The sequence below is a fragment of the Robertmurraya sp. GLU-23 genome (assembly GCF_052983275.1).
The window spans coordinates 530373-544269 of sequence record NZ_JBRKCV010000001.1 but is presented as its reverse complement, the minus strand read 5'-3'; the positions used below and the strand labels follow the sequence as shown (position 1 = coordinate 544269).

Genomic DNA, 13897 nt, shown 5'->3' with positions numbered 1-13897 from the left:
ATAGACTATCAAGTTTATATCAAAGAAAAAACAGAATGCCTTGGCACTCTGTTTCATTATGTTAAGCCATTTTATTTTCTACAAAGGTTTTCATACGTTTAATAGCTTCTTCTAACTGGTTTAATGACGTCGCATACGAGAGGCGAATATTATCAGGTGTTCCGAAACCAGAACCTGGAACAACCGCGACCTTTGCCTCCTCAAGTAAACCTTCCACAAATCCGTCTACTGAATCATATCCACAGGCTTGAGCCGCTTTGCTTGCATTTGGGTATAGATAAAATGCACCTTGTGGCTTCACACAGGTAAAGCCTGGGATTTGTAATAGCTGATCAAAAATAATGTTTAAGCGCTCTTCAAAAGCCTTTTTCATTTCAGAAACAGGTTCCTGTGAACCGTTATATGCCGCAATTGCACCAAACTGAGCAGTTGTCGTAGGGTTTGATGTACTATGACTAGCAAGATTGGTCATGGCAGCAATAATTTCACGATTTCCTGCTGCGTATCCAATTCTCCATCCTGTCATGGAATGTGACTTCGACACGCCATTAATAATAATCGTTTGTTCTTTTAATTCAGGTGATAATTGAGCAATAGAAATATGTTTATTTTCTCCGTAAACAAGCTTTTCATAAATCTCGTCAGAAACGATTAATACATTTTTTTGCAAACAAATTTGCCCTAGCTCAAATAGCTCCTTTTCTGTATACAACATTCCCGTTGGATTACTTGGAGAATTGATAATTACCGCTTTTGTCTTTTCTGTAATGGCGTCAGATAATTGAGCAGGTGTAATTTTAAACTCATTTTCTTCAAGTCCATCGATATAAACTGGTTGTCCTCCAGCTAACTTTACTTGTTCAGGGTAACTTACCCAGTAAGGAGTTGGGATGATGACTTCATCCCCCTCGTCTAAGATAACTTGAAAAAGTGTATAAAGAGCGTGTTTTGCTCCATTGGTAACAATGATTTCTTTTGCTGAATAGTCAATGCCTTGATCTTCTTTAAACTTTGTCGCAATCGCAGCTAAAAGCTTTGGCAACCCTGCAGAAGGAGTGTACTTTGTTTGACCTTCATTCATTGATGCCACAGCAGCATCAATGATATGCTGTGGCGTATTAAAATCTGGCTCACCAGCACCTAATCCAATCACATCATGGCCTTCTTCCTTTAATGCTTTTGCCTTTGCAGTAATTGCTAAAGTTGTCGATGGTGTTAATGCCTTTACTCTTTTCGCTAATGCAAATCCCATTTTCTTTGCCTCCAAAATCATAAGTTCTTTATTTCTCTAACTTCTTCCCCTGTTTCAAAATCAATATAGAAGTAGTTAATCTTATCGTTGTTTGAGCGATAGTAAATTTCCCAAAGTGGGTTGTTCTTTTCCATCCCTAAACGAACATCTATAATTTGGTCGGGAGATACTTCATTAGATAAAGTATTAATCGCTTCAGACTTTGTGATTCCATCTTCTGCCGGTAAGACCACTATTTTTCCACCTTTTTCAGGAATCCAAGCAATCAGCTTTTCCCCTTCTTTGTTGCTGCCTTGAACAACATAATACGCATCCGATCCATGGTATAGCGAAAATTCCGTAATATCAGTTATTTCCGTTTCTTCCATAGTGATTGCTGTAGCACGACTTTCCGCATCAGCAATTGGCGCAGTTGCGTTTAAATATATTTTAATCATAATTCCGATGAGGATAATTACTCCAATTATTGCTATCCAAAACCACTTCTTCATGAATTTAGCACCACTTTATGTACGATAAATAGTAAATACTGCTTTTGAGTTATCTTGTTGATCTAGAGCTAGACCGAACATTAAATTCTCTCTTTTTAACGTCCGATTTAAGGCATCGACCACCTTATAAAGGTCTGATGTATACTCAACCTTTACAGTTGACAATACCTCTATTTTACTTTCCACTACATATTTCACTCCATTCTCTAATATTTGTTAGCAATAGCTTTTTCAGAAAAGGTTACAATATATTTAAGCAACTGCTTATTTCTTATCAAACATTATAACAGCTTTTGAGCGATTGATATTAAATTTTTTTCTAGTTCACACACAATTTTCCCGCGCTGTATAAGCGCGGACTTTTTTATTCCTCTGACTTGGAAATAGATATGATTTCATAGTTCTTAGGAGTGAATTTAATTGTTAAAATTCCGTGCATTTTAGTGTAATGAACATCAAGCCAAATATCTTGAAGTAGCTTTAATATATCCTGATGGGGAGCTAGATGCTTAGATTGAAATATGACAGCCAATTGAGGATCCATATGTCTTAATAATTTTTCATTTATGGAATTCTCCACTGCAAATTGTGGAATTTTGACGATATTAACATTTGAAAGATCAAACTTTAACAACGTACGATTTGATTCCTCGGTCATTGATGTAAGAATGAGAAATCGGCTACTCTTGTATGTGAAAGAAAGGTCCAAGCCTTCTTCCTTAGAAGCACCATTATATAAAACTTCTGCTTCAAGATTTTCGACAAGCATTTGCTTTGTACCCTGTGCCCATAGATGTATTCCAATATCCTGTATCTCATTACTTCCCGTTTTTATCGTTTCTATTTTTTCTGCAATAGACTTGCTTGTGATAACCTGCTTTACATCATAAAATTCAGCAAGCATATTTAAATTTCCAACATACCCTTCTTCCGGACTCGTTAAGATGATAGTTGAAATATGATTAACCTTATACAGTTTTAATACGCGCTTTAGTTCTTCCTCTGAATCTTGATGACCTGTATTAACTAAGATATGTTCTCCTTGTCCATTTTGGATAAGTGTGGCTTCCCCATTTGTTAAAGGCAAAAATGTAACGGCTAATTCATCATCTTTTAAGTTCAAGTCAATGCTTTCTACTTCAGCAGGAATAAACGGCGAATCCGCAGGTATGTAATACCAATTTGCTACAATCAGGCAGATCGTAAAAATAAAACTCATTATTCGTCCCCCCTAATACTCTAAATTGTAGTTTGTGATGTTTAAGAAAATTTATCCATTTAGAGGGGACATGTTATTTAAAGCCATTCTTCTATTATGGTTAACATTTCATTAATGTCTAATGTTTTTACTGGAACGGTAGGAATCGATTTTAAAAAGGCCTTCCCATACGTGGTTGTCACAATTCTACGATCGAAAATGATAACAAAACCTCTATCTGTTTTTTTTCTGATTAACCTTCCAAAACCTTGTTTAAATCGTAATACTGCTTCAGGTAATGAATGCTTTGAAAACGCATTTTGACCTTTTGCTTGAATTAATTCTCCTTTTGCTTCCGCAATTGGGTCGTCTGGAGGTGTGAAAGGTAATCGAACAATAATCAGGCAACTTAGAGCTTCCCCTGGTATATCAATCCCTTCCCAGAAACTGCTTGTTCCTAATAAGATAGATTTTTCAAACCGTTGAAAATTTCTAGTCAGTCTCGATCTACTTCCACTTGTAATTCCTTGAGCAAATAGAACATAGTCATCTAATAAACCACTTTCTTTTATTAAGTCATACGTTTTCTTTAACATATCATACGAAGTAAAGAGTATCAGCATTCTTCCCTTTGTTGCTTCTGCAATTGAGATGATATGTTCAGTAATGGCTGCCACATAATCTGATAAAGGTCCCTTATTTATTTCTGGTAAATCTTCCGGGATTAATACTTGAACCTGCTCTTTATAGGCAAACGGAGAAGGAATATGCAGGGTACTACAATTCTCTTTTCCAAGCCCTAATGAATCCAAAACATAATCAAATGATTGATTTACTGTCATAGTAGCAGAAGTAAGTATCGCACTTTTTTTCTTATCAAAAAAATGTTCCTTTAAAAATTCAGAGATAATTACAGGTTGAGAATAGATAGAAGTTAAATTTTGCGTTGCCCTTCCATCCATTTCAATCCAGGTTACATGTGAAGGTAGAGGTTGAATAATCAGATTTTTCATTTGATTGCGGATCTGTTCAATCTCATCTAAAAACGAAATCACTTCATTCATTGTGATTTTTTGATGATCATCAAGGGTAAGTTGATGGCTTTTTACAGCATCCACCCATTTACATACGGTCTCATATAAATCCTTCAATAAAAACTGACATCGCTCTGCAGATGCAACCGCCGAGTGCCACTCTTTAGCTGATTCATCATGGGTCACTCTTTTAATCAATCTTTGGTTTCCTTTTTTTGCGTTCTTTTTTACAAATAACGCAATCGCTCTAAATAAGTCGTCTAATTCAAACTGAAGTTCAACGATTATTTCATTTACTTGAAAAGAGTGCAAAAGTTGATGGTCGTCTTCAATAGGCAATTTCAAAAAGATTTGCTCTAATTCATAGAAAGTTTGTCTTTGATCGGAACTACCAAACTGACTTATAAGCATTCTTAATGATAAATAATCAATAGATTGATTAAAACTCTTCCCAACAGCTTTTTCAAAATGATGAGCTTCATCGATAATGACAAATTCAAAAGGAGGAAGGATACTATGCTCTGCATTCAAGTCAGCCATTAACAATGAGTGATTGGTAATAATAATTTTTGCATCATTTACCCGTTGTCTAGTAAGAAAATAGAAATCGTGAGATAGCCATGAACGATCCTTCACGAAGGACGAACTATCATTTTTTATACGATTCCAGTAAAGGAGACCACCACTTGATAAGTTCAGTTCCTCATAATCACCTGTTATTGTTTGTGTGAGCCAGACTAAGATTTGCATCTTTGTTAAGCTTGTATCGTAATTATCTTCTTCCTCGTATAAAGTTTGGTGAAACTTTTCTAGGCTTATATAATGGTGTCTCCCCTTTAAGAGAACTACTTCTATAGGGAAGTCTACCATTTTTTTTAGCAATGGTATGTCCTTTGTTAGCAACTGCTCCTGAAGTTGGGTCGTGTACGTACTTACCACGATTTTATGATTTGTGTTGTTGGCAAATATCGCTGCTGGTAACAAATAACCCAATGATTTACCGACCCCAGTTCCGGCTTCAATCAGGGCATGACGCTCCTCTTGGAAAGCGGAATACACATGGTCGAGCATTTGAACCTGACCTTCTCGTTTCTCATAATCCTTAAATGCCTTTTGAAACATTGCTTCTTTTTCTTGGGTCGTGCTCGGATAGATTCCCTCTGTAGGATGTTCTATCTCGTCTAACTCTTCTTTTTTCCTCAATACAAGACCCTGAAATATTTCTAGTCCTTCAGGGATCACGTCTCTTGAACTAGACTTTCCTAGTACATACTCATCTAGCAACAAGGATATATCACTTTTCAAGCCTCCAGCGAGCTTTAAGAGTTGTCTTAAAGTGACTTCAGGAAGATCCCTTAACAAATTAATTAAAATAAGGAATAGCTCTGCTGTTACATATGCATCACTATCAGCCTGATGTGGGCGATCGTGTGCTAACCCCTCTTGAATCGAAAGGTCGGTTAATTTAAAGCTATCAGCAGTAGGAAAGACAATTCTCGAGAGCTCAACTGTGTCAATAACTGGTCCAAAAAATCCTTCATACCCCGAATAAATTAACTCTTCCTGTAGAAAAGAAAGGTCAAATAAAACATTATGAGCGACAAAAAAAGCGCCATCTAATAAGTGTAAAATTTTCGGTGCTATCTCAGAAAAGGTTGGCGCGTCCTTTAACATGTCATTATTAAGACCAGTCAACTCCTCGATAAAAAGAGGGATCGGTTTATCTGAACTTACCAAAGAAGAAAACGTTTCTTTGATTTCGCCATTTTCTACCACTACAGCGGCAAATTGAATTATTTTATCCCCTTTTTTCGGTGAATTTCCTGTGGTTTCTAAATCTACTACTACAAAACGATTTGTCATTCGTCACACCTCGAACATTCATTCAATCAAACGGTAACACAAATTAGCCAAAAGAAAAAGTAGAAGCCATTGATTGAATTGCATTTGGCTATGAAAAAACCCCCTGTGGAAGGGGGAATTATCGTATCGTTCTTTCTGGTTCGGCATGAAGTAATTCTACAATTTGATTTTGCTCATTCATAATGGCTACTTTCGGTTCGTGGGTGGCAACCTTATCTTCTGCAACTATTGCGTATGAGATAATGATGACTACATCCCCTTCTTGGACTAATCGTGCTGCTGCTCCATTTAAGCAAACAACACCACTACCTCTTGTTCCAGGAATAATATATGTTTCAAATCTAGCTCCATTATTATTATTCACAATTTGAACTTTTTCATTAGCAACCATACCTACCGCATCTAAAATATCTGTATCAATCGTGATGCTTCCTACATAATTTAAATTCGCTTCCGTAACTCTTGCTCGATGGATCTTTCCGTTCATCATTGTACGAAACATAGTTATTTCTCCTCTCCTATTTCTCGTTGTCTATATAGTGAGCACCAGATTATCTATTAAACGAGCATTCGAAAACTTCACTGCAAGAGCGATGATGACTTTTCCCTCTAGAACCTCTAGTTTTTCCAGTTCTGGATAAGAGTAGATCTCTATATAATCAACCGCTCCAGATGAATTCATACTTATCGTATTTTTCATGTTTAAAATGATTACTTCGACATCTCTTTCCCCTGCATGGATTTGGTTTTCCGCTTCTTTTAAGCTTTTATACAGAACAGATGCTTCTTCTCGCTCTTTAGGCGTTAATCTTACATTACGGGAGCTCTTTGCTAAACCATCCTCTTCCCTTACGGTTTCTACAGGAATTAATTCAATTGGGAAATGTAGATCGGATATTAACCCATCAACAACCGCTACCTGCTGTGCATCTTTCATACCAAAATACGCACGAGTTGGCTGGATAATATGGAAAAGCTTCGCTAATACGGTTGCAACCCCATCAAAATGACCAGGCCTTGAGCTTCCACAAAGTACATCAACCCTCTTTTGAACAACCAGTGTAACAGAAGGCTTCGATGGATACATCTCTTCAACTGATGGATAAAAAATATAATCTACCTTTTCATTTCTTGCTATTTCACTATCGCGCTCAAAATCCCGCGGATAAGCATCAAGGTCCTCATTCGGTCCAAACTGTAATGGATTCACAAATATACTCATAATTACAATATCATTTTCTTCTCTTGCATTCTTTACTAAACGGACATGACCCTCGTGAAGGTATCCCATGGTTGGGACATAACCGATTGAAAGCTTGTCATTTTTTAGTGATTGTACTTCTTTTTGCATTTGTGAAATTGAAGTAATTACTTTCATCTTTCTCCTCCATACAGACCTTTTAACTCTTCTTCTTTCATCGAAAAGCTCTGATCATCTGAAGGAAATTGAGTGCTCTTCACCTCAGATACATAAGCAGAAATTCCTTTAGTAACTACCTCATCTACATTACCAAATGTCTTAACAAATTTTGGAACTCTATTCACACCATATGTGACGACATCATGATAGACAAGTACTTGACCATCTACCTCCACACCTGCACCAATCCCAATGACCGGAATAGTTAATTGCTTCGTGATTTCCCTTGCTAGTTGCTTTGGTACACATTCTAAAACAAGCATAAATGCACCTGCTTCTTCACAAAGCTTCGCGTCTTGAATTAATTTTTGTGCCGCTTGAGCATCTTTCCCTTGAACCTTGTAACCACCTAACACCGCTACTGATTGAGGAGTTAAACCCAAATGTGCACAAACGGGAATTCCTGCATTAGTTAAGGCTTGAATATGTTCAAGTACCCCATCTGCACCTTCAAGCTTAAGTGCCTGTGCTCCGGTTTCTTGTATCATTTTTGCTCCAGTTAGTAATGTATCGCGGACGGATAAATGATAGCTCATAAAAGGCATATCGACAACTGTAAAAGTATTGGAAGCCCCACGTCTTACCGCTTTACTGTGGTGAATCATATCAGCCGTTGTTACTGGAATCGTTGAATCATACCCTAACACAACCATCCCTAGAGAATCACCAACAAGAATCATGTCAACTTCGCAACCTTCTGCTTGCTTGGCTGAAGGATAATCGTATGCGGTTAACATTACGATTTTCTCACCATTTTTTTTCATACTTCTAAAATCATTCAACTGTTTCATATACATTCTCCTTTCCCGGAGAGGAACAAAACATTTGATTACAATATAAAAAGGAATCCTAAAAATACACAGAAGGATCCCTGAATTTGATGTTTTGTTTATCCCTCTGTCCCGGTCCATCTTTGGATCTAGGCAGACTACTTATAAAATTTTGTATATACCAAATGGTGCAGTTCACCGTGGATACTGCCCGACGCTTCAAATTATAGCAAAATCTTCTTAAATTATCTATTTACAAATTAGTGAAGTTCTATGTCTGCGGAATAAATATGATGTATTTCACCTAAATCATCTTCTACCTTCAGTACACCCTCATCGGTAATTCCAAGTGCTTTTCCACTAATTGAACCATTCAAGGTTCTTGCTGTAATTTCTTTACCGATGCTTATTGCATAGCTTTCCCATAATAACTTAATAGGATAAAAACCTTTATCTAAAAAAATCTTGTATAGCGTTTCAAACTTTTGGAAAATTACTTTTATTAATTCAGCTCTGTCCAGTTCCTTCCCTTCCTTTATACGTAAGGAAGTAGCAATTTCATGAAGTTCAGGTGGAAAATCATCTTCTGTTTGATTAATGTTCAAACCCATTCCGATAATAACTGAAATAATTCGGTCCGCATCTGCCTGAAGCTCAGTCAAAATCCCAGTCACTTTTCGTTGCTCAATTAATATATCATTCGGCCATTTAATTTGCGGAGTTAAACTAGTTGTTTCTTCTATTGCTTGTACAATTGCTACAGCAGTTAGTAAAGTAAGCTGCGGTGCTCTTTGAATGGGTATTTTCGGTCTTAAAATAAGGCTCATCCAAATCCCCGTAGATTTTGGTGAATGCCACACACGATCCATTCTTCCTCTTCCGCCTTTTTGTTCCTCAGCAATCACAACGGTCCCTTCGACCGCCCCTTCATGCGATAACAAATGAGCAATCTTTTGAGTAGAATCAACCGTCTCTTCATAATGAATTACTTTACCGATAAACTCTGTTTTTAACCCCAATTGTACGCGATCAGCTGAAATACTCTTTGGCAAGTTTAAGATTTTATATCCCTTTTTCCTAACCGCCTCTAATTCAAAGCCTTCTTTTCTTAAATCCTCAATATGCTTCCATACAGCTGTTCTTGAACAACCCATTACATCTGCTAAGTACTGTCCAGAAACATACTCTTGCTCGGAATTCGTAAATGCCTCAAGAAGCTTTTTTCTTAATTCAGACTGCATTTTGTCACCCACTCTTTTATAACCTCATTTTTATTCTCAAGTCTTCCATGGAGAATTTCTGTTTCAATCTCTTTAAGTACATCCTTCACCCATGGCCCTGCATTTTTCTGTTTCCATTCAATTAGGTCTGATCCTGAAACTTTTACATCCGCTAAAGAATGAATAGGAAGAGATTCAATGATTTTCTGGAGGCTGGCAAATGCAAGGGGATCAACCTTCCTTTTGTAAGTTTGGTAAATCTTCTCCACTTGAAGCGCTGTCTCTTTTCTAGAAGCATATACGGACTCGATTGACCAATTTTTTCTTGAGCGTTCATTTAACCATGTCGACAAATAAGCAATCTGTTGAACTCTTTTATTTGAGAATCTTAATCCGCTAAAAAATTGTTTAATTTCTTTTCCACCTTTTTGTATGAGGTGAGAAAATAATGCCCACTTTTCATCAACGGATAATGATTGAACCGGCAGTTGGGCTAGCTGCAACAATGCTTCTTTTTTATCTAGTAAACCCGGTATGTATTTATGTATTTCTGTTTCTATTAACAATTGAATTCCTTGAGACGTATGGGCTCCACTGATCAATTTATCTAATTCGGCTGCAATCCTTTCAACCGCAATATGTGAAAGTAAGTGTTTATTATCCTTTATTCCTTGGTATGTATCAGGATCTAATACAAATGAAAGCTTGCTAACAAACCTAATGCCCCTTAGCATGCGTAGCGCATCCTCTGAAAAGCGCTCACTAGCCATTCCTACGGTACGTATCGTTTTAGCCTCAATATCCATTTTTCCTTCAAAAGGGTCAAGTATCTCCCCAAATCGATCCATTGCCACGGCATTCATCGTAAAATCACGCCTTGCAAGGTCTTCTTCAATGGATCGAATAAATGTTACGGATGTAGGCCTCCGATAATCTACATAATCTGACTCAGTACGAAAGGTCGTAATTTCATACGAATGGTTATTATATAGAACCATGACGGTTCCATGTTCAATCCCAAGGTCAATTGTTTTTGGAAATATCTCTTTAATTTCACTTGGTGTCGCAGAAGAAGCAATATCAATATCATTAATTGGAAGTCCAAGTAAATAATCACGAACAGAGCCTCCCACAAAGTAGGCTTTAAACCCAGCTTTTTCAATTAACTCAAGGACTGGAATCGCTGACTTAAAAGGTTCTTTCATATGGTTGTTCACCGCTTTGCAATAAACTTTTATATAAGTCTTCGTACTGCTTAACGATTGTCGTCGCTTGGAATTTCTCTCTTACAAGTTTAACCGAGGCCTCTCTGAATCGCTGGTGCTTCACTGGATTTCGTAAAAGATCAATTGCTTTATCAGACATATCCTCAATGTCTCCAAGTTCACAAATAAACCCACTTTGACCATGGTCGATAACTTCAGGGATGCCTCCTACATTCGTTCCAATACATGGGACGCCGCAAGCCATCGCTTCTAATGCAACTAATCCAAAGCTTTCTTTTTCAGATAATAAAAGCATGAGGTCACTAATTGAATAAAGCTCTTCTACACTATCTTGTTTGCCAAGAAACAACACTTTATCTGCGATATTTAGCTTTTTAACTAGTTTACAAACGACTGTCATTTCTGGTCCATCACCAACAAGTAATAGCTTAGCTGGAATTTCTTTTGTAATCTTCTCAAATGTACGAACAACATCCTGAACCCTTTTCACTGGTCTAAAATTAGATACATGAATGATTATCTTTTCTTCCGGCAGGATTCTGTACTCGTCTTTTAAATGTGAGGAATCTGATCTATTATAGACTCGTTCATCAATAAAGTTATAAACCGTCTCGATTGTTTTATCAGGATTTATCAGGTCGTACGTCTGACTAATTAAGGATTTAGACACGGCTGTAACAATATCTGATTTTTCAATTCCAAATCGAATAGCATCCGTTAATGAAGGATCATACCCCAAAACAGTAATATCGGTACCGTGTAATGTGGTTACAATCTTTACATCTCTTCCACTCATTTGCTTTGCTAAAATGGCACAAACAGCGTGCGGAATCGCATAATGGACATGAAGAAGGTCCAACTCTTCACGGTTAATAACCTCCGCCATTTTACTAGCTAGAGCAATATCATAGGGCGGATATTGAAAGACCGAGTATTGATTTACCTCTACTTGATGGTAATACACATTATGGTACATCCGATTTAACCGAAATGGGAGGCTTGAAGAAATGAAATGAATCTCATGCCCATTTTCCGCCAACATTTTCCCAAGCTCGGTAGCAATGACACCCGAGCCCCCTACTGTTGGATAACAGGTAATACCTATTTTCATTTTTTTATTCATTGTTATTCTCCTAGTAAATCACGATTGAGTAAAATCGGAGCTCTTACTTTAAAACCTTCTGCGTAAAGAGTTCCAACTTCTTTACCAAATAAAAGCTCCCTTGCCTCCAAAGAAGGAATATAATTATTCGTGAGCGGTGTGTCTATACTATTCGCTTGCTTTGTAAATTGGCTTTTATATGCCTCTAGACTTTCTTTTTTCCTTTCATACATATTCGTCACATCGACTACGAAATCAGGAGTAGAAAATCCGTTTATCATATAGTAGTAAAGCTGCTTAGGTCGGTAGGCCCTATCATCAAACCCTGTCTGAAACTTTTGAATACCGGCAGAAAAAAAGGCTTCTTCCACAATTCTGGCGCAGTTTCCATGATCAGGGTGACGATCTTTTTCATAAGGAACAAAAACAATCTCCGGTCGATACAACCGAATAATATGAGCGACTTGACGAATCGCTCCCTCTGATAAAAATAATCCTCGATCAGGAAGATTTAATGTAATTCTTTCTTTTACACCGAGAATTCCAGCCGCTTTCATCGCTTCTTCTTGTCGAAGTTCTACTGTTCCATTACTTGAAAGCTCAGCTTTTGTTAAATCACAAATTACTACTGTTTTCCCTTCAGAGGTATATTTCGCAATTGTTCCACCCATGCCTATTTCAACATCATCTGCATGTGCTCCAAAGGATAGGATATGTATATTATTTGTCATTGCCCTCACCTTGTTCTTGATGGATGATGTCTCTCCAGGCAAGATCACCACGCTCGAGTCCTTTTATTAGTACTTCCGCCGTCCCAATATTAGTTGCTAACGGAATGGCGTACACATCACAGAGACGTACTAACGCGGTCACATCCGGTTCATGTGGTTGAGCCGTTAGCGGATCTCTAAAGAAAAACACTATATCCATTGAATTTTTAGCAATCATTGCCCCGATTTCTTGGTCCCCACCTAGTGGCCCTGACTGAAATCGCTGAATCGACAATCCCGTTGCTTCCATAATTCTTAGGCCTGTTGTTCCTGTTGCAAACAAGGTATGCTCTTCGAAAATATCCTTATAGGCGATTGAAAAACGTACTAACTCATCCTTTTTATTATCATGAGCAATTAAGGCAATGTTCAAGATAATCCCCCCTAGTTATTCAATTATATTTTCTAAACCATAAACAAACACATTAAGCTTCATCACTGAGTCAACTGCTAGCTTTACACCTGACATAAACGACTCACGATTATATGAGTCATGGCGAATAGAAAGGGTTTGACCTGATGAACCAAACATGACTTGTTGATGGGCAATTAGCCCTGGTAGACGAACAGAATGAATATGCATCCCCTCAAAATTTGCTCCTCTTGCACCAGACAACGTTTCTTTTTCATTTGGATGCCCTTGCTCTTTATGATCCCTTACTTCTGCAATCATCTGGGCAGTTTTCAAAGCAGTTCCCGATGGTGCATCTAGTTTTTGATCATGGTGTAACTCGATAATCTCAACATCTTGAAAGTATCTACCTGCTAGACGCGCAAATTTCATCATTAATACAGCCCCTAATGCAAAGTTTGGGGCAATAATGCAGCCTCTTTTTTGATCATCACAAAGACGTTCTAGTTCTTTTAAGTTATCATCAGAAAAACCGGTCGTACCAACAACTGGCCTAACCCCATGTAGAAGAGCGGTTTTTGCATGGTACATTCCAAATTCAGGTGTTGTTAAATCAATCAACACATCAGGTTTTACTGTATTGAAACATTCTTCGGCTTCTGTAAATATAGGTGCATCTGCAGAAGGAAACCCAATATCACTAAGCTTCAATCCATTATTCTTATAGTCTAGTGCTCCAACGAGCTCATATTCCTCAGTATTCATAACCAGCTTTACTGCCTCAGAACCCATTCTCCCACGAGGTCCTGCAACTACTACTTTAATCTTTTCCACAATTATTCCCCTTCCGTTTCAATTCTTGTCCATCGATTTTTATCTCGTGTATTAAACTTCTCCATTACACGGTTATGAGCTTCTTCTAAATCAATATTGAGTGAATTTGCAAAGCAAATAAGAACGAAAACAATATCGCCAAGTTCTTCTTCAATGGTATTTGCCTTCTCAGATGCCTTTTTTGGTTTCTCCCCGTAATAATGATTTACTTCTCGAGCTAGTTCACCAAGCTCTTCTGTCATTCTTGCAAGCATAGCAAGTGGACTAAAATAACCTTCTTTAAACTGGCCAATGTATGTATCTACCTCTTCTTGCAATTGCTTCATTGTCTTATTACTGTTTTCCAAAGGTATTCACCTCATATC

General features: G+C 37.5%; 15 protein-coding genes. All 15 read right to left on the bottom strand.

Features of this window, described 5'->3' with window-relative positions:
• Window positions 1-61 precede the first annotated feature (61 nt).
• Window positions 62-1252, bottom strand: coding sequence for a pyridoxal phosphate-dependent aminotransferase (locus tag ACVBAX_RS02800; protein ID WP_430773047.1), 1191 nt, complete (start codon window positions 1250-1252; stop codon window positions 62-64).
• A 17-nt stretch (window positions 1253-1269) separates the two neighbouring features.
• Window positions 1270-1743: a cell wall elongation regulator TseB-like domain-containing protein gene (locus ACVBAX_RS02795; protein ID WP_430773046.1), complete on the bottom strand. Its 474-nt coding sequence runs from the start codon at window positions 1741-1743 to the stop codon at window positions 1270-1272.
• 15 nt (window positions 1744-1758) lie between these two features.
• The gene (locus tag ACVBAX_RS02790; protein ID WP_119708921.1) at window positions 1759-1929 is read right to left on the bottom strand and encodes a YpmA family protein; all 171 of its coding nucleotides are present in this window, start codon (window positions 1927-1929) and stop codon (window positions 1759-1761) included.
• Window positions 1930-2107: 178 nt separating this feature from the next.
• The gene (locus ACVBAX_RS02785) at window positions 2108-2962 is read right to left on the bottom strand and encodes an ATP-dependent DNA helicase (protein WP_447115798.1); all 855 of its coding nucleotides are present in this window, start codon (window positions 2960-2962) and stop codon (window positions 2108-2110) included.
• Window positions 2963-3039: 77 nt separating this feature from the next.
• Entirely contained in the window at window positions 3040-5838 is a 2799-nt protein-coding gene (gene dinG, locus ACVBAX_RS02780) for an ATP-dependent DNA helicase DinG (protein WP_447115797.1), read from the bottom strand.
• A gap of 118 nt (window positions 5839-5956) precedes the next feature.
• Window positions 5957-6340, bottom strand: coding sequence for an aspartate 1-decarboxylase (gene panD, locus ACVBAX_RS02775; protein WP_430773043.1), 384 nt, complete (start codon window positions 6338-6340; stop codon window positions 5957-5959).
• A gap of 30 nt (window positions 6341-6370) precedes the next feature.
• Window positions 6371-7216, bottom strand: a complete 846-nt coding sequence (gene panC, locus ACVBAX_RS02770) for a pantoate--beta-alanine ligase (RefSeq protein WP_447115796.1) — start codon at window positions 7214-7216, stop codon at window positions 6371-6373.
• Window positions 7213-8049 (bottom strand): 3-methyl-2-oxobutanoate hydroxymethyltransferase, encoded by an 837-nt coding sequence (panB, locus tag ACVBAX_RS02765; protein ID WP_430773041.1) that lies wholly within the window; start codon window positions 8047-8049, stop codon window positions 7213-7215. The genes panC and panB overlap by 4 nt, the downstream gene beginning before the upstream one ends.
• Window positions 8050-8288: 239 nt before the next feature.
• A complete protein-coding gene (locus ACVBAX_RS02760; protein ID WP_447115795.1) occupies window positions 8289-9269 on the bottom strand; it encodes a biotin--[acetyl-CoA-carboxylase] ligase in 981 nt (326 codons plus the stop codon).
• A complete protein-coding gene (locus ACVBAX_RS02755) occupies window positions 9254-10453 on the bottom strand; it encodes a CCA tRNA nucleotidyltransferase (RefSeq protein WP_447115794.1) in 1200 nt (399 codons plus the stop codon). Before ACVBAX_RS02755 ends, ACVBAX_RS02760 begins: the two co-directional genes overlap by 16 nt.
• Complete coding sequence (gene bshA, locus ACVBAX_RS02750; RefSeq protein WP_447115793.1) at window positions 10437-11597, bottom strand: N-acetyl-alpha-D-glucosaminyl L-malate synthase BshA; 1161 nt, start codon at window positions 11595-11597, stop codon at window positions 10437-10439. Before bshA ends, ACVBAX_RS02755 begins: the two co-directional genes overlap by 17 nt.
• Before the next feature lie 2 nt (window positions 11598-11599).
• On the bottom strand, window positions 11600-12307 hold the full coding sequence (bshB1, locus tag ACVBAX_RS02745; RefSeq protein WP_430773036.1) for a bacillithiol biosynthesis deacetylase BshB1: 708 nt from the start codon (window positions 12305-12307) through the stop codon (window positions 11600-11602).
• Entirely contained in the window at window positions 12297-12719 is a 423-nt protein-coding gene (mgsA, locus tag ACVBAX_RS02740; protein ID WP_430773035.1) for a methylglyoxal synthase, read from the bottom strand. The genes bshB1 and mgsA overlap by 11 nt, the downstream gene beginning before the upstream one ends.
• 15 nt (window positions 12720-12734) lie before the next feature.
• On the bottom strand, window positions 12735-13532 hold the full coding sequence (gene dapB / locus ACVBAX_RS02735) for a 4-hydroxy-tetrahydrodipicolinate reductase (RefSeq protein WP_447115792.1): 798 nt from the start codon (window positions 13530-13532) through the stop codon (window positions 12735-12737).
• A gap of 2 nt (window positions 13533-13534) precedes the next feature.
• The gene (locus ACVBAX_RS02730; protein ID WP_447116026.1) at window positions 13535-13858 is read right to left on the bottom strand and encodes a nucleotide pyrophosphohydrolase; all 324 of its coding nucleotides are present in this window, start codon (window positions 13856-13858) and stop codon (window positions 13535-13537) included.
• Window positions 13859-13897 lie beyond the last annotated feature (39 nt).

What these genes read in the sequence shown, in the direction of transcription:
- panB (WP_430773041.1), bottom strand. Translation starts at nt 8,049, where the DNA reads ATGAAACAGTTGAATGATTTTAGAAGTATGAAAAAAAATGGTGAGAAA.
- panD (WP_430773043.1), bottom strand. Translation starts at nt 6,340, where the DNA reads ATGTTTCGTACAATGATGAACGGAAAGATCCATCGAGCAAGAGTTACG.
- bshA (WP_447115793.1), bottom strand. Translation starts at nt 11,597, where the DNA reads ATGAATAAAAAAATGAAAATAGGTATTACCTGTTATCCAACAGTAGGG.
- ACVBAX_RS02795 (WP_430773046.1), bottom strand. Translation starts at nt 1,743, where the DNA reads ATGAAGAAGTGGTTTTGGATAGCAATAATTGGAGTAATTATCCTCATC.
- ACVBAX_RS02800 (WP_430773047.1), bottom strand. Translation starts at nt 1,252, where the DNA reads ATGGGATTTGCATTAGCGAAAAGAGTAAAGGCATTAACACCATCGACA.
- ACVBAX_RS02760 (WP_447115795.1), bottom strand. Translation starts at nt 9,269, where the DNA reads ATGCAGTCTGAATTAAGAAAAAAGCTTCTTGAGGCATTTACGAATTCC.
- ACVBAX_RS02785 (WP_447115798.1), bottom strand. Translation starts at nt 2,962, where the DNA reads ATGAGTTTTATTTTTACGATCTGCCTGATTGTAGCAAATTGGTATTAC.
- bshB1 (WP_430773036.1), bottom strand. Translation starts at nt 12,307, where the DNA reads ATGACAAATAATATACATATCCTATCCTTTGGAGCACATGCAGATGAT.
- ACVBAX_RS02755 (WP_447115794.1), bottom strand. Translation starts at nt 10,453, where the DNA reads ATGAAAGAACCTTTTAAGTCAGCGATTCCAGTCCTTGAGTTAATTGAA.
- ACVBAX_RS02730 (WP_447116026.1), bottom strand. Translation starts at nt 13,858, where the DNA reads ATGAAGCAATTGCAAGAAGAGGTAGATACATACATTGGCCAGTTTAAA.
- dinG (WP_447115797.1), bottom strand. Translation starts at nt 5,838, where the DNA reads ATGACAAATCGTTTTGTAGTAGTAGATTTAGAAACCACAGGAAATTCA.
- panC (WP_447115796.1), bottom strand. Translation starts at nt 7,216, where the DNA reads ATGAAAGTAATTACTTCAATTTCACAAATGCAAAAAGAAGTACAATCA.